Source organism: Nocardioides campestrisoli, assembly GCF_013624435.2.
GTDB lineage: Bacteria > Actinomycetota > Actinomycetes > Propionibacteriales > Nocardioidaceae > Nocardioides > Nocardioides campestrisoli.
In genome coordinates this window covers 2073777-2094839 of sequence record NZ_CP061768.1, presented here as the reverse complement: position 1 = coordinate 2094839, position 21063 = coordinate 2073777, and the positions used below count along the sequence as shown (strand labels likewise).

The following is a 21063-nucleotide window of genomic DNA, read 5'->3' as shown; positions in this document are numbered from 1 at the left end:
CGCTACCGCGCGGCGGCCTCGACCGCCTCGGCCACCGGCGTCTCGCCCTCGACGAGGTTCCACTGGGCGCCGACGCCGAGGTCGGTGGCCAGCACGGTGGCGATCACCTGGGCCACGTCGGCCCGGGTGACGTCGCCGGGGGCGGCGTCGGGTGCGAGGGTGACCCGGCCGGTGGCCGGGTCGTCGGTGAGCCGGCCGGGCCGCAGGATCGTCCAGTCCAGCCCGCTGTCGCGCAGGGCGGCGTCGGCGTCGCGCTTGGCCTCCACGTAGGCACGCCAGACCTCGGCGGTGTCCTCGGGCAGCGGGTCGTCGACCGAGATCGCCGAGACCTGGACGAACCGGCGGATGCCGGCCTCCTGCGCGCCCTCGATCGACTTCAGCGAGCCGCCGAGGTCGACGGTCTTCTTGCGCTCGACGTTCCCGTCCGCGCCGCCACCGGCGGCGAAGACGACCGCGGAGCAGCCGTCGAAGGCCCACGCGAACGCAGCGGCGTCGTCCTGCTCGATGTCGAGCAGCCGCACCTCCGCGCCCTGCGCCTCGAGCTCGTCGCGGTACTCCTCGCGCCGGACCAGCGCGACCGGCTGCAGGCCGGCCTCGACCAGCAGGGGGTGCAGATGACGGGCCACCTTGCCGTGGCCCCCGACAACAGCGATTCGGGTCATGCGCTCCACCCTAGGAACCGGGGCCAAGGACGCCGCGTCGCGGCGTTCGGGTGGTGGCGCGCCGGCCTACCGCTCGGAGAGGGCCGTGACGAGGCGCGCCATGGCGCCCTCGAGGTTCCAGCGGGCGGCGAGCGCCAGGCACTGCTCGTGGTCCACCGGCGTGGTCGGCAGGGTGGTGTCCACCTCGCCCAGGTCCAGGTCGCGGACCACCCGGACGACGGTGGGCGCGACCTCGAGGTAGGCGGCCGCGTCCTTGATCTTGCGCCGCGGGCCGGGGGCGAGGTCGGAGTCCGGGTCCTGGGCTGCGGCCACGATCGCGTCCACGTCCCCGAACCTGCCCAGCAGGGTCGCCGCGGTCTTCTCGCCGACGCCGGCCACCCCGGGCAGGCCGTCGGAGGTGTCGCCGCGGAGCACGGCGAAGTCGGCGTACTGGGCGGCACGGACGGCGTACTTGTCCAGGATCACCTGGTCGGTGACCCGCTCGTGCTTGCCGACCCCGCGCGCGGTGTAGAGCACCCGCACCTCGGCGTCGTCGTCGATCAGCTGGAACAGGTCCCGGTCGCCGGTGACGATGTCGACGGGCATGCCCGCGTCCGTGGCGAGCGTGCCGATCACGTCGTCCGCCTCGTGCTCGGCGGCTCCGACCACCGGGATGCCGAGGGCCGCGAGGACCTCGCGGATGATCGGCACCTGGCGCTCCAGCGGGTCCGGGACCTCCTCGACGTCGGGCTGCTCCTGGCGCTCGGTGACCACCCGGTGCGCCTTGTAGGTGGGCAGCAGGTCGACCCGCCACTGCGGCCGCCAGTCGTCGTCCCAGCAGCACACCAGGTCGGTGGGCTGGTAGTCGGCGACCAGCCGAGCGATGAAGTCCAGGAGCCCGCGGACCGCGTTGACGTTCGTCCCGTCCGGGGCCTTGATCTCGGGGATCCCGAAGTACGCGCGGAAGTAGAGCGAGGCGGTGTCGAGCAGCATCAGGCGGCGAGGTGCGGTCACGTCGCGATCCTGCCAGAGTCGGTGCCCGCCGCGACGGAGCCGGCTCGGTGCCGGGCCGCGAGCCCTGCCCAGATGTCGTCCAGGCACCCCTCGTGCGCCGCGTCGGCCAGGCGCCGGTGCAGGCGTCCACCCGCCGCCAGCAGCATCGGGGGCGGGTCCTGCGTCGGATCGGGGTCTGCGGGGCCGGTCCCGGTGGGGTCGACAGGGCTGCCCAGGTCCAGCACCTGGTCGATCACCCGGTGCCCGCCGAGGATCCCCGGCACCTGGGCCTGCGGCCCGGCCACGAGCCGCTCCTGGAGCACCGGCAGGTCGTCCCGGGTCACGGAGGTGGTGGCGACCAGCGCCCCCGGTCGCTCCCCGGTGCGCCCCAGCACCAGGGTCTCGCGCAGCAGGCAGGAGGCGTCGCCGGCCAGGCGGACCGTCGTACGCCGCTCGACGTGCGCCCCCTGGGAGACCACGAACTCGGGCGTCTGCCAGACCAGGCCGGCACCGTCGGCCACCTGCACGTCGACCTGCCACCGGGCCGCGTCTCCCCGCATGTCGTAGGCCACCGTGCCGGCCGGCTCGGTGACCTCCAGCAGGCAGCCCTCGCCGACCCGCAGCTCGATCCGGACCCGGTCACCGGCCAGCAGCAACGCGGTGGTGGGCACCAGGGCCACGCTGACCCGTCGCGGCCCGCGCTCCAGCACGACCACCCGCAGCACCCCGCCGCCCATCCGTACGCCGGCCCGGCGGCCGTCCGTGGTCGCCTCGATCCGCGTGGTCGCCGGAGGCGGGCTAGTCGTGGGCGTGGGCATGCACGTGGGCGGCCATCGGCCCGGGATCCTGCGGGTCCAGGCGACCGGCGCGGAGCACGGCGAGCTGCTGGACCACCCAGGTGGTGAGCGTCTCGACCGACTCCTCGTCGTGGCGGGAGAGGGCCACCACGGGGCGGCCGTCGCGGGCCGCGGTCGCGTCCGCCACCATCGTGGGCAGGTCGACGCCCACGTACGGCGCCAGGTCGGTCTTGTTCAGCACCAGCAGGTCGGCCCGCTCGATCCCTGGACCGCCCTTGCGGGCGACGTCGCCGCCCCCGGCGACGTCGAGCACGAAGATCTGCACGTCGACCAGGGCGGGGGAGAAGGTGGCGGTCAGGTTGTCCCCGCCGGACTCGACCAGCACCACGTCGAGCGGGCTGAACCGCGCCTCGAGGTCTTCGACCGTCATCAGGTTGGCCGTGATGTCGTCGCGGATCGCGGTGTGCGGGCACGCCCCGGTCTCCACCCCGACGATCCGCTCGGGGTCCAGCACGCCGGCCGAGCGGAGGAAGCGGGCGTCCTCGTCGGTGTAGATGTCGTTGGTCACCACGGCCAGCCGGTGGCTGCCGGCGAGGCGCCGGCACAGCGTCGCGATGAGCGAGCTCTTGCCGGTGCCCACCGGGCCGCACACGCCCAGTCGCAGGGTCTGACGGGTCTCAGGCACGGAACAACCTCCGGGTCGCACGCGAGTGGGCCTGCGCCCACTCCTCGATCTGTGGGGAACTGCTGCTGGGGATCTCGACGGGACGGGTCAGGGACCCGACCGCCAGCGCCACCGCGTCGACGTCCGGGAGCAGCTCCCAGGTCCAGGCGAGGCTGTCCAGGGGATCCGCGGGGGAGAGCTTGAGCCCGGCGGCGACCACGGTCTGCACGTCCTCGTAGGCCACGACCCGCGCCAGGTCGGTGGCGTGCACGCCTGCGACGGCGCCGATCGCGCCGAGGACCAGGGGGCGGACCGGGGGGACCGTCCAGCCGGTGAGCAGAGGGTGTCCGGGCCAGAGCCGCCCGGCCATCCGGAGCAGGCCACGGCCCAGCTCCAGCGCGGTGTGCCGCTGCGCGTCGCTGGGTGTGCGGGCTGCCCAGTGCGCGGCCACTTCCGCCAGCCGGGTCGTGGACGCCGGCTGAGCCGACCGCAACAGGTGTGCGGTGACCACGGCGGTCGCCGCCTCCGTGGGCACCACGGTCGCCAGCCTCGCCCGGCAGTACGCGGGGAGCGCCTCGGGCGGCAGCCCGCTGCGCAGGGCGGGCTCGAGGCCAGCGGACTGCGTGTGACCGCCCACCGGGAGCCGGGCGTCGGCCAGCAGGAGCGAGACGACCGCCGAGGAGGGGGCGAGACCACCGGCTGCGGCCGGTCCGGGCGGGAGAAGAGGGTCCACGAGGTCAGAACATCGAGTAGAGCTGGGCGAGCGGGAGCACCTGCGCGGGTGCCGGCTCGACCCGCTCGCCGTCGACGTCGATGGCGAACGTCTCCGGGTCGATGTCGATCCGCGGGCACACGTCGTTGTTGACCATCTGCGCCTTGCCCACGTCCCTGGTCGGGGCGATCCCGACCAGCCGCCGCGCCAGGCCCAGGCGGTCGGCGAGGCCGTCCTCCAGGGCCACCGGGGAGACGAACGTGACCGCGTGGTCGCTGGCGTCGTCGTCGACCAGGGTGGGTCGCATCAGCACCGGCTGCGGGGTGGGGATCGAGGCGTTGGGATCGCCCAGCGCCGCCCGGACCAGGGCGCCGCCCTTGATCACCACGTCGGGGCGGATGCCGAAGAAGCGCGGGTCCCACAGCACCAGGTCGGCCATCTTGCCAACCTCGACCGAGCCGATCTCGGCGGCGATCCCGTGGGCGATCGCGGGGTTGATCGTGTACTTGGCCACGTAGCGGCGGGCTCGCTCGTTGTCCGCGGGCAGGCTGGTGCCCAGGGAGCCGCGGCGGTGCTTCATCACGTGCGCGACCTGCCAGGTGCGGCAGACCACCTCGCCGATCCGGCCCATCGCCTGGGCGTCGCTGGAGGTGATCGACATGGCGCCCATGTCGTGCAGCACGTCCTCGGCCGCGATGGTGGTGGCCCGGATCCGGGACTCCGCGAACGCCAGGTCCTCCGGCACCCGGGGGTTCAGGTGGTGGCAGACCATCAGCATGTCGAGGTGCTCGGCGACGGTGTTGACCGTGTGCGGCAGGGTGGGGTTGGTCGACCCCGGGATGACGTGGGGGAGCGAGGCCACCTTCATGATGTCCGGTGCGTGCCCGCCGCCCGCGCCCTCGGCGTGGAAGGCGTGGATCGAGCGGCCGTCGATCGCGGCCAGGGTGGACTCCAGGAAGCCCGCCTCGTTGAGGCTGTCGGAGTGCAGCGCCACTTGCAGCCCGTGCTCGTCGGCGGCGCGGAGCGCGGCGTCGATGGCCGCCGGGGTGGAGCCCCAGTCCTCGTGCACCTTGTACGCCGCGGCCCCGGCCAGTGCCTGCTCCCGCAGTCCCTCGGCGCTCACGGTGTTGCCCTTGCCCATCAGCAGCACGTTGACCGGCAGGCGGTCCAGGGCGCGGTGCACCGTGCGCAGGTGCCAGGCGCCCGGGGTGACGGTGGTGGCCTTGGACCCCTCCGAGGGTCCGGTGCCCCCGCCGCCGACGGTGGTGATCCCGGTGGCGAGGGCCTCGTGCACCTGCGAGGTGGACAGGAAGTGCACGTGCACGTCCACCGCGCCCGCGGTGAGGATCCGGCCCTCCCCGGAGACGATGTCGGTCGACGGCCCGATCACCAGGTCGGGGTGCACGCCGTCCGCGATGTCGGGGTTGCCAGCCCGACCGAGCGCGACGATGCGGCCGTCCCGGATGCCGACGTCGGCCCGGACGATGCCCCAGTGGTCCAGGACCACGACGTTGGTGATGACCGTGTCCGGCACCCCCTCGGCGCGGCTGCGAGCCGACTGGGCCATGGACTCCCGGATCGACTTGCCGCCGCCGAAGACGGCCTCCTCACCGCCGAAGGTGAGGTCCTGCTCCACCTCGATCCACAGGTCGGTGTCGCCGAGGCGCAGCTGGTCGCCGGCGGTCGGACCGTACAGGGCGGCGTACTGAGCCCGGCTGATCTCAACCATCGAGGACGCCCCCGTCGCTCTTGCGCTGCAGCCCGGGGACCACGCGGGCGCCGCGCAGCGCCACCAGGTCGACCTCGCGGGAGGCGCCGGGCTCGAACCGGCGGGAGGTGCCCGAGGGGATGTCGAGGCGGAACCCGGCGGCGGCCGCCCGGTCGAAGTCGAGCGCGGCGTTGGCGTCCGGCAGGTGCAGGTGGGAGCCGACCTGGATCGGCCGGTCCCCGGTGTTGACCACCACCAGGCTCAGTCGCTCGGCGTCGGTGCGGTCGGCGTTGAGCACCACGGTGCCGGGCGCGGGACGCAGCGCGCCCGGCCCGTCGCTGGAGGATGACATCAGGGCTCCTCAGGAGATCGGGTCGTGGAGGGTGACGAGCTTGCGGCCGTCCGGGAAGGTCGCCTCGACCTGGACGTCGTGCAGCATCTCCGGCACGCCGTCCATCACCTGGTCGCGGGTGAGGACCTCGCGCCCGGCGCTCATCAGCTCGGTCACGGGCACGCCCTCGCGGGCCCGCTCGATCACCCAGGTGGCCAGCAGGGCCACGGACTCCGGATGGTTGAGCCGGACGCCGCGGGCGAGCCGGTCGCGGGCGACCATCCCGGCCACGGACAGCAGCAGCTTCTCGGTGTCTGAGGGTGTGAGGTGCATCGCGGGGAACTCTCTCAGACCGCCATCACGGACCGGACGCTGTCCACGGCGGCGGCTCCCGCGGTGCCGGTGGAGACGACCCGGCCCGAGGCGAGCACGTGGTAGTCCTGGGTGGCCCGCATCGCGAACCCGACGTGCTGCTCGACCAGCAGCACCGACAGGTCGCCGCGTGCGGTCAGGTCGATGATCACCTGCTCGATCTCGGCCACCACGTTGGGCTGGATGCCCTCGGTCGGCTCGTCGAGGATGAGCATCCGCGGCCTGGTCAGCAGCGTCCGGGCGATCGCCAGCTGCTGGCGCTGACCGCCGGAGAGCAGGCCCGCCCGCCGGGCGAGCAGACCGGTCAGGGCGGGGAAGGTGTCCAGCACCTCGTCGAGAGCGGACCTGTCCCGCCCGGCGACGAGCTGGAGGTTCTCCAGCGTGGTCATCTGCCCGAACGACTGCTGGCCCTGGGGCACGTACCCCACGCCGCGGCGTACCCGCTGGTGCGGGCGCAGCCTGGTGACGTCCTCGCCGTCGAGCAGCACCTGCCCCGAGCGGACCGGCAGCAGCCCGACCGCGGCGCGCAGCAGGGTGGTCTTGCCCGCGCCGTTGTGCCCGATCACCGAGGCGGCGCCGCCGGTCGGGATGCTCAGCGAGACCCCGTGCAGCACCTCCGTGCGGCCGTACGCGGCGACCACGTCCTTGAGCTCCAGCATCACGCGGTCCCTTCCACGGTGTGGCCGAGGTAGACCCTCTGCACCTCTTGGTTGGCCCGGATCTCCTCGACCGTGCCGTGCGCCAGCACCCGGCCGGCGCTCATCACGGTGACCACGTCGGCGAAGTCACGGACGAAGTCCATGTCGTGCTCGATCACCACGATGGTCCGCTCCTGCCCGATCCGGTGCAGCAGCTCGCCGGTCTCGTGCCGCTCGTCGGCCGACATGCCGGCGACCGGCTCGTCGAGCAGCATCACCTTGGCGTCCTGGACCAACAGCATGCCGATCTCCAGCCACTGCTTCTGGCCGTGCGAGAGCACCCCGGCCGGGCGGTCGGCGAGCTCGGTGAGGCCGACGGTCTCCAGGGCGCGGTGCACGTAGTCGGGCACTCCGCGGCGACTGCGCAGCATGTCCCGGGCCCGCCGGTGCACGCCACCGGCGATGTCGAGGTTCTGCAGGACGGTGAGCTCCTCGAAGACGGTCGCGGTCTGGAAGGTGCGCCCGATGCCGAGCCGGACGATCGCGTGCGAGGGGAGGCCGAGGAGGTTCTGGTTGTCGTACGACGCGAGCCCGGTGGCGTGGACCAGTCCGGTCAGGGCGTCGACCACGGTGGTCTTGCCCGCTCCGTTGGGGCCGATCAGGAAGTGCACCTGGCCCTGGAGGAGGGTCAGGTCCACGCCGTCGACCGCGACGAACCCGTCGAACTCGACCCGGATGTCGCGTACCTCGAGGTAGTCGCGACGGGTGCCCGGCTGTGTGCCCGGCTGTGTGCCCGGCTGTGGGCCGGGGCCGGAGCCTTGGCTCGCGTGGTGGGCGCCCGCGCGGTGGGTGGCGCTCATGCGTTGACCTCCTGGGTCGTGCCGTCGGGCGTCGCGTCGCGGGACCCGGGGTCCTCGGCGTGCCTCGACGGGGGAGGGGCGCTACGGCGGCGCAGCCCGCCGAGCCGGGAGAAGAGCTGAGCGAGGCCGCCCGGCAGCAGCAGCACCACCACGATGAACAGGCCGCCCTGGAAGTAGGACCAGGAGCCGGGGAAGGACTCCGAGAGCGAGGTCTCGGCGTACCCGACCATCAGCGCTCCCAGCGCCGGGCCCATCAGCGAGGCGCGACCGCCCAGGGCGACCCCGGCGACCATCGCGATGGAGGCGCCGACCCCGACCTCCTCGGGGGAGATGATCCCCACGATCGGGACGAAGAGCGCGCCACCGACGCTGGCCAGCACCGCGGCCACCACGTAGGCGACCAGCTTGATGTTGGCCGGGTCGTGCCCCAGGAACCGCACCCGCTCCTCGGCGTCGCGGGTGGCGACCAGGAGCTCACCGAACCGGCTCCGGTAGAGCTGGGACATCAGCGCGATCGAGGCGAGCAGCACCCCGGCGGCGATGAAGTAGAGCATCTGCTTGTTGACCGGGTCGTAGAGCGAGTACCCGAAGAAGCTCTGGAAGTTGTTGAGCCCGTTGAAGCCACCGGTCGCCTTGACCTGGCCGACGAGCAGGATGGCGAAGGCTGCCGTCAGGGCCTGGGAGAGGATCGCGAAGTACGCGCCCTTCACCCGCCGCTTGAAGATGGCGGCACCCAGCACCGTGGCCACCACCACCGGGAGCAGCACGATGGCGAGCACGGTGACCGCGGGGCTGCGGAACGGCTCCCACCACAGCGGCATCTCGCCGCCGGCGTACAGGGTCATGAAGTCCGGGACGTTGCCCGGGCCGGCGTCGGTGAGCTTGAGGTGCATCGCCATCGCGTAGCCGCCGAGGCCGAAGTAGAGCCCCTGGCCGAGGACCAGCATCCCGCCCCGCCCCCAGGCGAGGCCGATGCCGACCGCGGCGATCGCGTAGCAGCAGTACTTCGCCAGCAGACCGAGGCGGAAGTCGCTGAGCAGGGCGGGAGCGAGCACGAGCAGCGCGACGGCGAGCGCGAGCCAGCCGAGCAGGGGGGCGAGCTTGGTGGGCCGGTTCATGCCAGGCTCCTCGTCCGCACCGCGAAGATGCCTTGGGGACGGACCTGGAGGAAGACGACGATCGCGAGGAAGACGACGACCTTGGCGATGCTCCCGGACGTCGCGTACTCCAGGAAGGACTGGATCACGCCGATCGAGAACGCCGCGATCACGGTGCCCTTGATCTGGCCGATGCCGCCGACCACCACGACCAGGAATGCCTCCACGATGTAGGAGGAACCGATGGTGGGGCCGGTCGATCCGAGCAGGGTCAGGGCCACGCCGGCGATGCCGGCCAGGCCGGACCCGAGGAAGAAGGTGATGCGGTCCGAGCGCCGCGTGGAGATGCCGAGGGTCTCGGCCAGGTCGCGGTTGCTCACCGTGGCCCGGACCTGGCGGCCCAGCGCGGTGTACTTCAGCACCGCGATCACCGCGAGCAGGCAGCAGACGGCGAGCAGCAGCAGGAAGAGCCGGGCCAGCGGGAAGTCGTAGCCGAGGACGGGCACGGAGCCGTCGAGCCAGCCCGGCGAGGGCACCTCCTTGGCGGGGGCACCGAAGATGTCGCGGGCGACCTGCTGGAGCACCAGGCCGACGCCGTAGGTGACCAGGAGGGTGTCGAGCGGCCGGTGGTACATCCACCGGATCACGGTCGCCTCCAGCAGCACGCCGAGCAGACCTCCGACCAGGAAGCCGACCGGCAGGGCGACCAGCAGCCCGAGGTCGGCGTTGCCGACCACCAGGTTGATCACGTAGGCGGTGTAGGCGCCGGCCATCAGGAACTCGCCGTGCGCCATGTTGATGACGCCCATCTGGCCGAACGTGAGCGTCAGGCCGACGGCGATCAGGAGCAGGACCGCGCCGGCGGACAGACCGGTGAAGACCTGGGACAGGAACACGTCCATGTCAGACGTCGCCTCCCTCGGGTGGGGCCGGATCACTCCGGCGGACGGGGTGCCGGGTCGCGGAGCGTCTCCGCGACCCGGCGCTGGTCAGGACCTCACTGGCCGTCCCACCAGTCGTAGCCCTCCAGGAACGGGTCGGGCTCGATCGGGCCGTCGGAGCTCCAGACCGTCTCGATCAGGCCGTCCTTGCGGATCTGGCCGATCAGCGCGGTCTTGGCGATGTGGTGGTTCTCGCCGTTGACCGTGACCGTGCCCTCGGGGGCGTCGAAGCTCACGCCGCCGGCCGCCTCGACCACCTCGTCGACCGCGAAGGAGTCGGCCTCCTCGACCATGCCCTTCCACAGGTGGAGCGAGGTGTACGCCGCCTCCATCGGGTCGGAGGTGACGGCCTTGTCGCCGTTGGCCTCCTTGAACGCCTCCACGAACGCAGCGTTCACCGGGCTGTCGATGGTCTGGTAGTAGTTCCAGGCGGTGTACTGGCCGACCAGGTTCTCCACCCCGACCCCGGGCACCTCCTCCTCGGCGATGGAGACCGAGACCACGGGCATCGCCTCGGCGGTCAGGCCCTTGCCCTTGTACTCCTTGAAGAAGGCCACGTTGGAGTCGCCGTTGAGGGTGTTGAAGACGGCGTCGGCGCCGGCCGACTTCACCTTGTCCACCACGGTGCCGAAGCTGGTGGAGCCCAGCGGCTGGTACTCCTCGCCGAGCACCTCGATGCCGTGCTCCTCGGCGTACGCCTTGATGATTGCGTTGGCGGTGCGCGGGAAGACGTAGTCGGAGCCCACCAGGAAGATGGACTTGATGCCCTTCTCGTCCTTGAGGTAGTCCAGCGCCGGGATGATCTGCTGGTTGGTGGTGGCGCCGGTGTAGAAGATGTTGTCGGAGGCCTCCAGGCCCTCGTACTGCACGGGGTAGAACAGCAGCGAGTCCTTGCCCTCGAAGACCGGGAGCATCGCCTTGCGCGAGCTCGACGTCCAGCCGCCGAAGACCGCGGCGACGCAGTCCTGGTCGATCAGCTTGGTCGCCTTCTCGGCGAAGACGGTGGGCTCGGACTGGCCGTCCTCGCTGACGATCTCCAACTTCTTGCCCAGCACGCCGCCGTCGGCGTTGATCTCGTCGGCGGCCATCGACAGGGACTTGAACACCGTGGTCTCGCTGATCGCCATGGTGCCGGAGAGCGAGTTGAGGAAGCCGATCTTGATGCTGTCGCCGTCGGTCTTGACGCACGACTCGGCGGCGTCCGCGGTCTCGCCGGCCTTGGCGCCACAGCCGGCCAGGACTCCGGTCAGGGCCACGGCGCTGAGCGCGCCCAGGATGGTGCGGGATGTTCTGGAGTTCACGGCGTACCGCCCTCTCGTCGAGCCGCCCGCCGCTGGTCGACGGGCTCGGGACCAGGCGCCCCTCCGGACTTCCTGGCAGGTGTCCCTGGGGACGACGAGCAGTGTTGCGACGCCATGTTTCGCGGGCCGGCGCCCCATGTGTCCCGGGAGTAACGGAGCGTTTCGGATCGGGGTCGTGCTCCGGTCCGGTGGAACATCGACCGCTCGGGGCACCGGGTGCGCTAGGTGGGGCAGGAGAGCCGCCGCCGGCGTGATCCGGCCCGATCAGCGGGTGAACACGGGTCTGCGGGCGCACCCGGTCCCCTAGGGTTTCCGGGTGAGCACTCCACAGGTCGAGCCCACCGACCGCAAGATCCTCAGCCTGCTGGCCACCGACGGGCGGATGTCGTTCACCGACCTGGGGAAGGCCACCGGGCTGTCCACCTCCGCGGTGCACCAGCGGGTCAAGCGGCTCGAGTCCCGCGGCCTGATCCGGGGCTACGGCGCCACCATCGACCACCCCCAGCTGGGCCGGCCACTCACGGCGTTCGTCTCCATCACCCCGCTCGATCCCTCCCAGCCCGACGACTACCCCGACCGGCTGGCCCCGCTCGAGGCGGTGGAGTCCTGCTGGTCGGTGGCGGGGGAGGAGTCCTACATCCTCAAGGTCCGGGTCGGCACCCCCGCCGACCTCGAGGAGCTGCTCGGCCAGGTGCGGGCGGCCGCCAACGTCAGGACCCGCACCACCATCGTGCTCTCCACCCCGTACGAGAACCGCCCGCTCGCGGGGGACTAGCTGGAATCCCCGCACAGCCGGGGATCCCCGGGGTTGGCACGTGCTGCAACGCGTGCCAGCCACGCAGAGGACGTGCCCAGTACGGGGTGAGTCACCCTTCGCGCTGCGCGAGGACCCGTCGGATCCGGGACGCCAACTCGTGCGGCCGGTCGAGGTCGGCCCAGCGCAACCGCAGACCGGTCCACCCGGTCATCTGGCTCACCAGCTCCTCTCGGCGCTTCTCGCGCAGCAGGTAGTCCTCCACCGACTCACCCGGACGGCGGTGCTCGCGGTACTTCGACATCCCGTCGAACTCCAGGAACACGCCGTGCTCGGGCCAGGCGAAGTCCAGGCGAGCCAGCACGCGTCCCGCTCCGTCGTGGACCTCGTACTGCGGGACCGGTCGCGGTAGGTGGTGTGCCCAGATGAAGTACGCAGTCCGGCTCTCACCGGCGGACTCCAGCCGCGGGTCCGCGAGCCGACTGACGAGGTTGACGCCCAGCGTCCCAGGCCAGTGACGCAGCTCGCGGGCCAGCGCTGAGAACGCTCCGGGCTCGACGAGTCGGGCGTGCATGAGGGCGTTGACCGAGACGAGGGCCTGCTCCACGGAGCCGAGCGCCGAGAGCTCCAGGGCACAGCGCAGAGGAGTGGTCAGCCGGACCCCGTTGACCTGCGTCACGTGGTCGGGTGGCAGGAGGCCGCGGTGATGGACGATCCCCGCCTCTCGGCGCCCCGAGGCGGTCTCCGGCCGGCTGGTGTGCACCTCGTCGAGGGAGTAGCCCCACACGGGCGCGCCCCACTCGAGGGCGGCAGACACGTGGGTGAGCACGGTGCTCGGATGGGCTGCCTTCAGCACCGCTCGGGACCGCAGACGCGCGCGGTCGGCGTCGCCGAGCGAGCCCCACACGTCGCCGGCGACGTACGCGCCCCGACGTACCCGCCACCACTCGCCCGACCTCACGAGCCGCGCGATCTGCTGGTCGGTGTAGCCCCGGTCATGAGCCTCACGGCGCAGGAAGACGAGGCCCTCGAGGTCGAGGAGCGTGGTGGTCATGGCGCCCAGCATGGGGAGGGAAGCGCCGCAGAGAGGCGGCCGCTCCCGCGTCCTGTGGAGACCTGCCTCCGTGGCCATGCTGTGGACGGGACCTGGCACGCGCTTCCCGTGGTTCGTGGGTGGTGCGATGGGTCCGAAGTTCAGCGATCCCCGGCTGTGCGGGGATCGCGCCCGGGGCAGGGGCGGGCGCGGGGCGGGCTCAGCGCGCCTGGAGGGACGCCGTACGGCGGGACGCGGCGGCCGCAGCCCCGGCCCGCTGGACGACCTCGTCCACCTGCGCGTGTGCGGCCCACCACTCCTGCCCGGCGGCCGGCAGGGTGTGGATCGGGTCGTAGTACTGGTAGGTGCGGGAGAGTGCGTCGGACTCCTGCGCCTCCAGGGAGGTGCGGTAGTTCTTCGTCCACGACGAGATGCCCCGCTCGGTGTCGTAGTCGGCGAGCTGGTGCACCCACCGCTTCCCGACGAACGGCACGTCGCAGACGATCCGGGGCGTGGCGAAGCCCGGCAGGTAGCCCATGATCTGGTGCTGGAGGTGCTGGGCGTGGGCGACCGAGACCCGCCAGTGCTCCGAGGACGGGATCATGTCGCACATGTAGAAGTAGTACGGCGTGACCTGGGCGCCGTCGAGCAGCCGGAAGCAGAGGTCGAGCAGCGCGTGCGGGTCGGCGTTGACGCCCTGGAGCAGCACCCCCTGGTTGCGGACGTCGCGCAGCCCGGCGTCGAGCATCGCCCGGGCGGCGTCGGCCACCAGGGGGGTGACGCTGTTCGCGTGGTTGGCGTGCGTGTGCATGGCCAGGGAGACCCCCTGGGCCCGGGCGCGTCCGGCCACCCTCGCCACGCCCTCGACCACGTCGGGCTGGAGCCAGTGCTGGGGCAGGCCGATCAGCGCCTTGGTGGCGAGCCGGATGTCGCGGATGTTCTCGATCTCCAGCAGCCGGGACAGGAACTCCTCCAGCCGCGGCCAGGGCATGTTGGCGACGTCGCCGCCGGAGACCACCACGTCGCGGACCTGCGGGGTGGCGCGCAGGTAGTCGAGCATGGCCGTCAGCCGGTCCTGCGGCTTCGCGACGAACCGCAGCTTCTCGACCACGGGCGTGGAGTTGCCGACCAGGTCCATCCGGGTGCAGTGCCCGCAGTACTGCGGGCAGGTCGGCAGCAGCTCGGCGAGCACCTTGGTGGGGTAGCGGTGGGTCAGCCCCTCGGCTGCCCACATGTCGTGCTCGTGCAGCGAGTCGCGTGCGGCGTGCGGGTGCGAGGGCCAGTCGGTCCGCCGGTCGGAGAAGACGGGCAGCATGTAGTGCCGGATCGGGTCGGCGTAGAACGCCTCCGTCCACGACCCCGGCCCGCCGGGGTCGAGCTGGGGGAGCATCGTGTTCATCATCTGCGGCGGCACCAGCATCGACATGGTGGCCTGCTCGCGCTGGTCGCGCTCGAGGTCGTCGTAGAACCGGTCGTCCACGAGGTCGCCCATCAGGGCCCGCAGCTGCGCGACGTTCTTCACGCAGTGCGCCCGCTGCCACTGCACCGAGGCCCACTCCTCGCGGGTCACCCCGGCCCACCCGGGGAACCGGGTCCAGTCCGGCTCGACCAGCGCCACCCGCTCGTAGGCGTAGGGCTGCGCGGAGCTGGAGTCGGTGGGGCCCGGCACGAGGCCGGAGCTGGCGAGAGTCATGAGGCTCCTTGTGACGGAAAGGCGGATGCGCTTGTGAGGTGGACCACAGATCTGGAACAGTACGAGCACAACATTCGGCGCGTCCACCATTTCGCCGAAGGATTTGCGGTCTACGACCCTTGAGACGGAGGAACATGTGACGACGCGCGAGAGGGTGACTGCCGACCCGTTCGGCCTGCACCGGGTGCTGGACGAGCTGCCGGTGCTGCCGCAGGCGGCGGCCCAGCTGGACACCCGCCCGTCCCTGTGGCCCGACGAGGTCCGGGTCAGGGTGCAGCGGCTCAACCTGGACGCTGCCTCGTTCCGGCAGCTGGAGCGTCGACACAGTGGGGACGGCGAGCGCGTCCGGGCCGAGGTGCTGGAGATCGTCCGTACCCGCGGCAAGATGCAGAACCCCGAGACCGGCTCCGGCGGGATGCTCGTCGGCGTGGTCGAGGAGGTCGGCCCGCTCTCGCCGCTTGGCCTGAGCGTGGGGGACCGGGTGGCGACGTTGGTCTCCCTGACTCTCACCCCGCTGGTGGTCGAGGACGGCCTGGCCGGCTGGGACGGTCGGTCCGAGCAGGTGCCCTGCGACGGCTACGCGATCCTCTTCGGCCGCTCGATGGCCGCGCGACTGCCGGACGACCTCCCCGCGGACCTCGCGCTGGCGGTGCTGGACGTCTGCGGCGCGCCCGCGCTGACCAGCCGGGTGGTCACGACGTACGACGCTCCTCGGGTGCTGGTGATCGGCGCCGGCGGGAAGTCGGGCAGCCTCAGCCTGGCTGCCGCGAGGGAGTCGGGTGCCGGCCGGCTGGTCGGCGTCGTCCCGCACGAGGCGGAGGCGCAGGCGCTGCGCCGGTCCGGCCTGGCCGACGACGTGCTGGTGGTCGATGCCCGCGACCCGGTCGCCCTGCGCGACGCGATGGGGGCGGCCGGTGGGCCCGCGGACGTCACCGTGGTCTGCGTCGACGTCCCCGGCTGCGAGGGCGGGGCGGTGCTCGCCACCGCGGACGGCGGCACGGTGGTCTTCTTCTCGATGGCCACCTCGTTCCCCGCTGCGGCGCTGGGCGCCGAGGGCCTGGTCGCGGACGTCACCATGCTGGTCGGCAACGGCTACGTGCCCGGTCACGCGGACCTGGCGCTCGAGCTCGTCCGGCGGCACGCGGGCGTCCGCGCGCTGTTCGAGAGCAGGCTCTGATGGCCGCGCAGACGCCGACCTCCCGGCTGGCGCTGCCGCCCGAGCTGGTCACCCGCGCCCGCGAGCTCGCGGCCCAGGCGGGCGCACCGATCGTCGACCTGGCCCGGAGGCACACCACCGTCTCGGTGGAGCGGGCGACGTTGCGCCTGGCCGGCCTCGGCGGCGCGGACGCCGACGGCATCCCGTGGGTCAACCGGCTGGTCGACACCGTCCGGGCCGACCTCGACGCCGACGGTGGGCTGGCGCACGGTGTCAGCCTGCCGGTCTGGGACGCGCTGCTGCGTGGCGAGGCCGACGACCTGGCGGGACTGGCCGAGAAGGCCGGTGCCGGCTCGGTGCGGTTCCGGCTGCCCACCGGCGACGACGCCGACCGGGCCGGGCAGGCAGCTCGGCAGGCGGTGGGCCACGGCATCCGGCGCCTGGACGAGCGCCGCGCCGAGCGCGAGCAGCTGGTCACGGAGATCGGGGACGCGCCTCGGAAGCCCTGGATCTACCTGATCGTCGCGACCGGCGACATCCACGAGGACATCCCGCAGGCCCAGGCGGCCGCGCGGGAGGGCGCCGACGTGATCGCGGTGATCCGCAGCACCGGGCAGTCGCTGCTGGACTACGTGCCGGAGGGGGCGACCCGCGAGGGCTTCGCGGGCACCTACGCGACGCAGGAGAACTTCCGGCTGATGCGGGCCGCGCTCGACGAGACGAGTCGCGAGCTCGGGCGCTACGTGCGGCTGACCAACTACGCCTCCGGGCTGTGCATGCCGGAGATCGCCGCGCTGGCCGGGCTGGAGCGGCTCGACATGATGCTCAACGACTCGATGTACGGGATCCTCTTCCGCGACATCAACCCGATCCGCACCTTCGTCGACCAGCGCTTCAGCCGGCAGGTGCACGCCCGCGCGGGGATCATCATCAACACCGGGGAGGACAACTACCTCACCACCGCGGACGCGGTGGAGGCGGCGCACACGGTGACCACCAGCCAGCTGCTCAACGAGTACTTCGCGCACGAGGCCGGGCTCGAGGACTGGCAGCTGGGGCTCGGCCACGCCTTCGAGATCGACCCCGCCGTGCCGGACTCCTTCCGGCTCGAGCTGGCGCACGCGCTGCTGGCCCGCGAGCTCTTCCCCGACGCCCCGCTCAAGTGGATGCCGCCGACCCGGCACATGACCGGGGACATCTTCGGCGGCTACCTGCTCGACGGCTTCTTCAACCTGGCCGGCGCCCTGACCGGGCAGGGCATCCTGCTGGTCGGGATGATGACCGAGGCGGTGGTCACCCCGTGGCTCTCGGACCGCGACCTCGCGCTGCGCAACGTCCGGTACGTGATGGAGTCCGCCGGCAGGCTGCACGAGGACTTCCACCCGGCGCCGGACGGATTCATCGCCAGCCGCGGGCGTGAGGTCCTGGGCGAGTCCGTCCGTCTGCTCGAGCGGATCGTCGGCGACGGGCACGAGCGCGGGCTGCTCGACGCCATCGGCGACGGCACCTTCGGGCTGATGAAGCGGCCCGCGGACCGGGGCCGAGGCCTGGACGGGGTCTGCGCGAAGTCCGAGACCTACCTCAACCCCGCGACCGACATCCTGCAGGAGGCACCGTGATCGTCCGACCGTACGGCGACACCACCGGCGACGGGATGGTGCAGCTCTCCTTCACGCTGCCCCTGCCGCACTCGAAGGTCGCCGAAGGGGCTGCCGAGCAGCTCGCGAACAAGATGGGACTCGACCCGGCGATGGTGGTGCACGCCCGCCCGGTGGGGAACGACTTCACCTTCTTCGTGGTCTACGGCCGGGTGAGCCACCTGGTGGACACCGACACGGTCGAGGTCGTCGAGCGGGACTACGCCCTGCTGACCCCCGCGGAGGTCAACACGGAGCTGCGAAGCCTGCTACGCCGTCGGCTGGTCGTCGTAGGTGCCTGCATCGGCACGGACGCGCACACGGTGGGCATCGACGCGATCCTCAACATCAAGGGCTTCGCGGGGGAGAAGGGGCTGGAGTACTACCGCGAGGTCAAGGTGGTCAACCTCGGGGCCCAGGTCTCCATCCCCGACCTGGTCAGCGCCGCCCAGCACGAGGGCGCGGACGCGGTCCTGGTCTCGCAGGTGGTCACGCAGCGCGACGCCCACCTGCTCAACGCCCGGGAGATGTCGGCTGCGTTCAGCGAGGCCTTCCCCGGCGAGCGGCGTCCGCTGCTCGTGGTCGGCGGCCCCCGGTTCGACGAGAAGATGGCGGCCGACCTCGGGGTGGACCGGGTGTTCTCCCGGGGTACGACGCCCGGGGAGGTCGCCTCCTACCTGGTGCACAGGATGCGGGAGCGGAGCACGGAGAGGGAGCCGGCATGAGCGCGCCCGAGGTGGGGGAGCTGGTGGTGCACCGGCGCTACGTGCCGTACTCCCACGCCCACTACGCCGGCAACCTCGTGGACGGGGCCTACTCGCTCGCGCTCTTCGGCGACGTCGCGACCGAGATGTGCATCCGCACCGACGGGGACGAAGGGCTGTTCGCCTCGTACGCCGAGGTGCAGTTCCTCGCCCCGGTCCGGGCAGGGGACGTGGTCGAGGTCTCGTGCCGCCTCGCGCGGGTGGGCACCCGGTCCCGCACCCTCGACCTGGAGCTGCGGGTCGTGGCGCGCGGAGAGCCGACGGCGGAGGCCCCCGGGGCGAGCCGACTGCTCGACCCGCCGCTGGTTGCCACCCGGGCCCGGGGCACCGTGGTCGTTCCCGGGACGTAGTCCGGACCGAGTGCTGGACCGGTGTCGCCGACGGGTTGACTTCGCGGCCCGATCGGCGGCACTGTGCGGTGTCCGCTCATGCAGATCGTGGGAGGCGGACCGATGTCCGAGTGGGCGGGTCAACGGGTGGGGCGCCACCATCCGCATCACCTGGTCCACGGAGATCGGTCCCGCCGTCGCGAGGGCGGGCGCGGGAGGGGCGGCAGCCCCTTAGACAACTTCTCGACGGTCATCTCCAATGGCTGGCGCGTCGGTCCGAAGCGTTGTCGCCCCTTCCGTCACCCTGCTCCGCACCCGTGCCGCGGGGGCCCACCGGGTAGGTTGGCGACGTGTTGCGCCGTACTCTGCTCGCCGGCACGGCGGGCGTGCTCCTGGCGCTGGCCTCGGCTCCCGTCGGCTGGACGATCCTCGCCCCGGTCTCCGTGGCCCTGCTGGTGCTGTCGGTGCGCGGCATGCGCGCCCGAGCGGCGCTGCTCCCGGGTCTGGTCTTCGGCATCGGCCACTTCTTCGTCCTGCTCTGGTGGATGCGTGCGGTCGGCTGGGACGCGTGGCTGGCCCTGTCGGCCGCGCAGGCCGTGGTGGTCGCGCCGCTGGGCAGTGCGCTCGCCCTGGTCGGCCGGCTCCGTTGGTGGCCGGTCTGGTCGGCGCTGTGCTGGGTTGCGGTGGAGACGATCCGCAGCAGCTGGCCGTTCGGCGGGCTGCCGTGGGGCCGGCTCTCCTACACCGTGGCCGACACCTGGTGGGCGGCGTCCCTGCCGTGGCTGGGCTTCACGGGGCTGAGCCTGCTGCTGGCCGGCACCGGGGCCGCCCTGGCCTGGTGGGTCAGCGAACGGCCGCCGCTGCGCCAGGCGGCTCCCGTGGCCGCAGGCCTGCTCGCGCTCACCCTGTGGGGCACCGTGGTGCCGTGGCAGGTGGAGGAGGACGCCACCATGCGGATCGCGGTGGTGCAGGGGGACGTCCCGGGGTCCGGTGACGACCTCGTGGCGGTGCACCGCGACGTGACCCGCAACCACGTCGAGGCCACGATCGACCTCGCCGCCCAGGTGCGGGCGGGAGAGGTGGAGGCGCCGGACCTGGTGGTCTGGCCGGAGAACTCGACGGCGGTCGACCCGTTCCGCGACGCCGAGGTCAACGCCGGGATCGAGCGCGCCTCGGCGACGATCGACGCGCCCATCCTGATCGGTGCGATGACCGACGGCGAGGAGCCGGACGCCGTGCTCAACCAGGGCATCGTCTGGTCCCCGCAGACCGGACCGGGGGACCGCTACACCAAGCGGCACCCGGTCGCGTTCGGGGAGTACATCCCCTGGCGTGACACCCTGGTCACCGGCAACTTCGGCAAGCTTCGACTCATCGGCCGCGACATGCTCAGCGGCACCCGGACCGACCCGCTCGTGGTGGGGCCGTGGCGGGTGGCCGACGCGATCTGCTTCGACGTCGCCTACGACGACGCGATCCACGAGCAGCTCGGCAACGGCGCGCAGGTGCTGGCGGTCCAGACGAGCAACGCGATGTTCATCCGCACCCACCAGATCCAGCAGCAGTACGAGATCACCCGGCTCCGGGCGCTGGAGACCGGGCGGTCGGTGGTCGTCGCCGCGACCAACGGGGTGAGCGGCGTGATCGCGCCCGACGGGAGCGTCGTCGACCAGGCGCGGCCTCGCACGACCAGTGTCCTGGTCCAGGACGTGGTGCTCGACGACGGCATCACCCCGGCCGTCGCGATGGGTCCGTGGCCCGGCCGGGCGGCGGTGCTGCTGGCCCTGATCGGCTGTGTCCTGGGAGCGAGACGGGGACGAGGCGATGCCCTATGCTCGCCGGGCACGCCGCCGAGACGAGGGAGCCTGCGTGAGCCTGTCGAGTCCTGGTAGCGACCGCACCATCATGGTCATCCCGACCTACAACGAGGCGTCCAACATCGAGTGGATCGTCGGGCGTCTGCGTACGGCGGAGCCCGACGGGCACGTCCTCGTCGTCGACGACGGGTCTCCCGACGGCACCGGCAAGATCGCCGACGAGCTGGCCGCCCACGACGACCACGTCCAGGTGCTGCACCGCACCGAGAAGGCCGGTCTGGGGGCGGCGTACCTGCACGGCTTCAGCGTCGCGCTCGAGCGGGGCTTCGACGTGATCGGCGAGATGGACGCCGACGGCTCGCACCAGCCCGAGCAGCTCCACCGGCTGCGGGAGGCCCTGGCCGACGGCGCAGACCTGGTGATCGGCTCGCGCTGGGTGCCCGGCGGCTCGATCGTCAACTGGCCCAAGAGCCGTGAGCTGCTCTCCCGGGGCGGCAACCTCTACGCCCGGATCCTGCTGGGCATGCCCGTGCGCGACGCGACCGCCGGCTACCGCCTCTTCCGTCGCGAGGTGCTCGAGGCGATCGACCTCTCCTCGGTCCAGTCCGCGGGCTACGTCTTCCAGACCGACCTGGCACACCGCACGCTGAGGCACGGGTTCCGGGTCGTGGAGGTGCCGATCGAGTTCGTGGAGCGCGAGCGCGGGGACTCCAAGATGAGCGGCCAGGTGGCCAGCGAGTCCCTGCGCCGGATCACCCTGTGGGGTCTGGCCGAGCGTCGCGCCCAGCTGCGGCGCCTGGTTGGGCGGCGTTCGGCATGATGGAG

Annotated in this window: 22 protein-coding genes; 7 read left to right on the top strand and 15 right to left on the bottom strand. The window is 72.3% G+C overall.

Going from position 1 to position 21063, the window contains the following annotated elements; genetic code table 11:
- Nucleotides 1-2: 2 nt before the first annotated feature.
- The 13 genes from H8838_RS09925 to urtA all read right to left on the bottom strand — a co-directional run bounded on the left by H8838_RS09925 (nucleotide 3) and on the right by urtA (nucleotide 11055).
- Nucleotides 3-662 carry an SDR family oxidoreductase gene (locus H8838_RS09925; RefSeq protein WP_181311009.1) on the bottom strand — a complete coding sequence of 220 codons (660 nt, stop codon included), beginning with the start codon at nucleotides 660-662 and terminating at the stop codon, nucleotides 3-5.
- A gap of 66 nt (nucleotides 663-728) precedes the next feature.
- Nucleotides 729-1655: a 5'-3' exonuclease gene (locus H8838_RS09920; protein WP_373562886.1), complete on the bottom strand. Its 927-nt coding sequence runs from the start codon at nucleotides 1653-1655 to the stop codon at nucleotides 729-731.
- Nucleotides 1652-2359, bottom strand: a complete 708-nt coding sequence (locus H8838_RS09915; RefSeq protein ID WP_191465657.1) for an urease accessory protein UreD — start codon at nucleotides 2357-2359, stop codon at nucleotides 1652-1654. Before H8838_RS09915 ends, H8838_RS09920 begins: the two co-directional genes overlap by 4 nt.
- 73 nt (nucleotides 2360-2432) lie before the next feature.
- Entirely contained in the window at nucleotides 2433-3116 is a 684-nt protein-coding gene (gene ureG, locus H8838_RS09910; RefSeq protein WP_181311007.1) for an urease accessory protein UreG, read from the bottom strand.
- A complete protein-coding gene (locus H8838_RS09905) occupies nucleotides 3109-3828 on the bottom strand; it encodes an urease accessory protein UreF (protein WP_185996169.1) in 720 nt (239 codons plus the stop codon). Before H8838_RS09905 ends, ureG begins: the two co-directional genes overlap by 8 nt.
- Nucleotides 3829-3832: 4 nt before the next feature.
- A complete protein-coding gene (locus H8838_RS09900; RefSeq protein WP_185996170.1) occupies nucleotides 3833-5536 on the bottom strand; it encodes an urease subunit alpha in 1704 nt (567 codons plus the stop codon).
- Nucleotides 5529-5867: an urease subunit beta gene (gene ureB, locus H8838_RS09895; RefSeq protein WP_219924120.1), complete on the bottom strand. Its 339-nt coding sequence runs from the start codon at nucleotides 5865-5867 to the stop codon at nucleotides 5529-5531. Before ureB ends, H8838_RS09900 begins: the two co-directional genes overlap by 8 nt.
- Before the next feature lie 9 nt (nucleotides 5868-5876).
- Nucleotides 5877-6179, bottom strand: a complete 303-nt coding sequence (locus tag H8838_RS09890; protein ID WP_181311004.1) for an urease subunit gamma — start codon at nucleotides 6177-6179, stop codon at nucleotides 5877-5879.
- A gap of 14 nt (nucleotides 6180-6193) precedes the next feature.
- Nucleotides 6194-6877: an ATP-binding cassette domain-containing protein gene (locus H8838_RS09885; RefSeq protein WP_185996171.1), complete on the bottom strand. Its 684-nt coding sequence runs from the start codon at nucleotides 6875-6877 to the stop codon at nucleotides 6194-6196.
- The gene (gene urtD, locus H8838_RS09880; RefSeq protein ID WP_185996172.1) at nucleotides 6877-7716 is read right to left on the bottom strand and encodes an urea ABC transporter ATP-binding protein UrtD; all 840 of its coding nucleotides are present in this window, start codon (nucleotides 7714-7716) and stop codon (nucleotides 6877-6879) included. The genes H8838_RS09885 and urtD overlap by 1 nt, the downstream gene beginning before the upstream one ends.
- On the bottom strand, nucleotides 7713-8834 hold the full coding sequence (urtC, locus tag H8838_RS09875; protein ID WP_185996173.1) for an urea ABC transporter permease subunit UrtC: 1122 nt from the start codon (nucleotides 8832-8834) through the stop codon (nucleotides 7713-7715). Before urtC ends, urtD begins: the two co-directional genes overlap by 4 nt.
- On the bottom strand, nucleotides 8831-9715 hold the full coding sequence (gene urtB, locus H8838_RS09870; RefSeq protein ID WP_181311000.1) for an urea ABC transporter permease subunit UrtB: 885 nt from the start codon (nucleotides 9713-9715) through the stop codon (nucleotides 8831-8833). The genes urtC and urtB overlap by 4 nt, the downstream gene beginning before the upstream one ends.
- A gap of 95 nt (nucleotides 9716-9810) precedes the next feature.
- Nucleotides 9811-11055, bottom strand: coding sequence for an urea ABC transporter substrate-binding protein (gene urtA, locus H8838_RS09865; RefSeq protein ID WP_224766509.1), 1245 nt, complete (start codon nucleotides 11053-11055; stop codon nucleotides 9811-9813).
- A gap of 316 nt (nucleotides 11056-11371) precedes the next feature.
- Between urtA and H8838_RS09860 the strand changes: the two genes are divergently transcribed.
- Nucleotides 11372-11830 (top strand): Lrp/AsnC family transcriptional regulator, encoded by a 459-nt coding sequence (locus H8838_RS09860; RefSeq protein ID WP_224766508.1) that lies wholly within the window; start codon nucleotides 11372-11374, stop codon nucleotides 11828-11830.
- Nucleotides 11831-11921: 91 nt separating this feature from the next.
- Here the strand turns inward: H8838_RS09860 and H8838_RS09855 are convergent, their stop codons facing one another.
- Complete coding sequence (locus H8838_RS09855) at nucleotides 11922-12863, bottom strand: type IV toxin-antitoxin system AbiEi family antitoxin domain-containing protein (protein ID WP_185996174.1); 942 nt, start codon at nucleotides 12861-12863, stop codon at nucleotides 11922-11924.
- Nucleotides 12864-13062: 199 nt separating this feature from the next.
- On the bottom strand, nucleotides 13063-14535 hold the full coding sequence (locus H8838_RS09850) for a KamA family radical SAM protein (RefSeq protein ID WP_181310997.1): 1473 nt from the start codon (nucleotides 14533-14535) through the stop codon (nucleotides 13063-13065).
- 154 nt (nucleotides 14536-14689) lie between these two features.
- Here H8838_RS09850 and kdd point away from each other — a divergent pair, with 154 nt between their 5' ends.
- From kdd to H8838_RS09820, 6 genes are all read left to right on the top strand, one after another.
- Nucleotides 14690-15712 carry an L-erythro-3,5-diaminohexanoate dehydrogenase gene (gene kdd, locus H8838_RS09845; protein ID WP_185996175.1) on the top strand — a complete coding sequence of 341 codons (1023 nt, stop codon included), beginning with the start codon at nucleotides 14690-14692 and terminating at the stop codon, nucleotides 15710-15712.
- Complete coding sequence (gene kamD, locus H8838_RS09840; protein ID WP_185996176.1) at nucleotides 15712-17310, top strand: lysine 5,6-aminomutase subunit alpha; 1599 nt, start codon at nucleotides 15712-15714, stop codon at nucleotides 17308-17310. Before kdd ends, kamD begins: the two co-directional genes overlap by 1 nt.
- Nucleotides 17307-18053, top strand: a complete 747-nt coding sequence (gene kamE, locus H8838_RS09835) for a lysine 5,6-aminomutase subunit beta (RefSeq protein WP_224766507.1) — start codon at nucleotides 17307-17309, stop codon at nucleotides 18051-18053. The genes kamD and kamE overlap by 4 nt, the downstream gene beginning before the upstream one ends.
- Nucleotides 18050-18442 carry a 3-aminobutyryl-CoA ammonia lyase gene (gene kal, locus H8838_RS09830; protein ID WP_185996177.1) on the top strand — a complete coding sequence of 131 codons (393 nt, stop codon included), beginning with the start codon at nucleotides 18050-18052 and terminating at the stop codon, nucleotides 18440-18442. The genes kamE and kal overlap by 4 nt, the downstream gene beginning before the upstream one ends.
- Nucleotides 18443-18771: 329 nt before the next feature.
- Nucleotides 18772-20313, top strand: coding sequence for an apolipoprotein N-acyltransferase (gene lnt, locus H8838_RS09825; protein WP_185996178.1), 1542 nt, complete (start codon nucleotides 18772-18774; stop codon nucleotides 20311-20313).
- A 13-nt stretch (nucleotides 20314-20326) separates the two neighbouring features.
- Nucleotides 20327-21058, top strand: a complete 732-nt coding sequence (locus H8838_RS09820) for a polyprenol monophosphomannose synthase (protein ID WP_185996247.1) — start codon at nucleotides 20327-20329, stop codon at nucleotides 21056-21058.
- Nucleotides 21059-21063 lie beyond the last annotated feature (5 nt).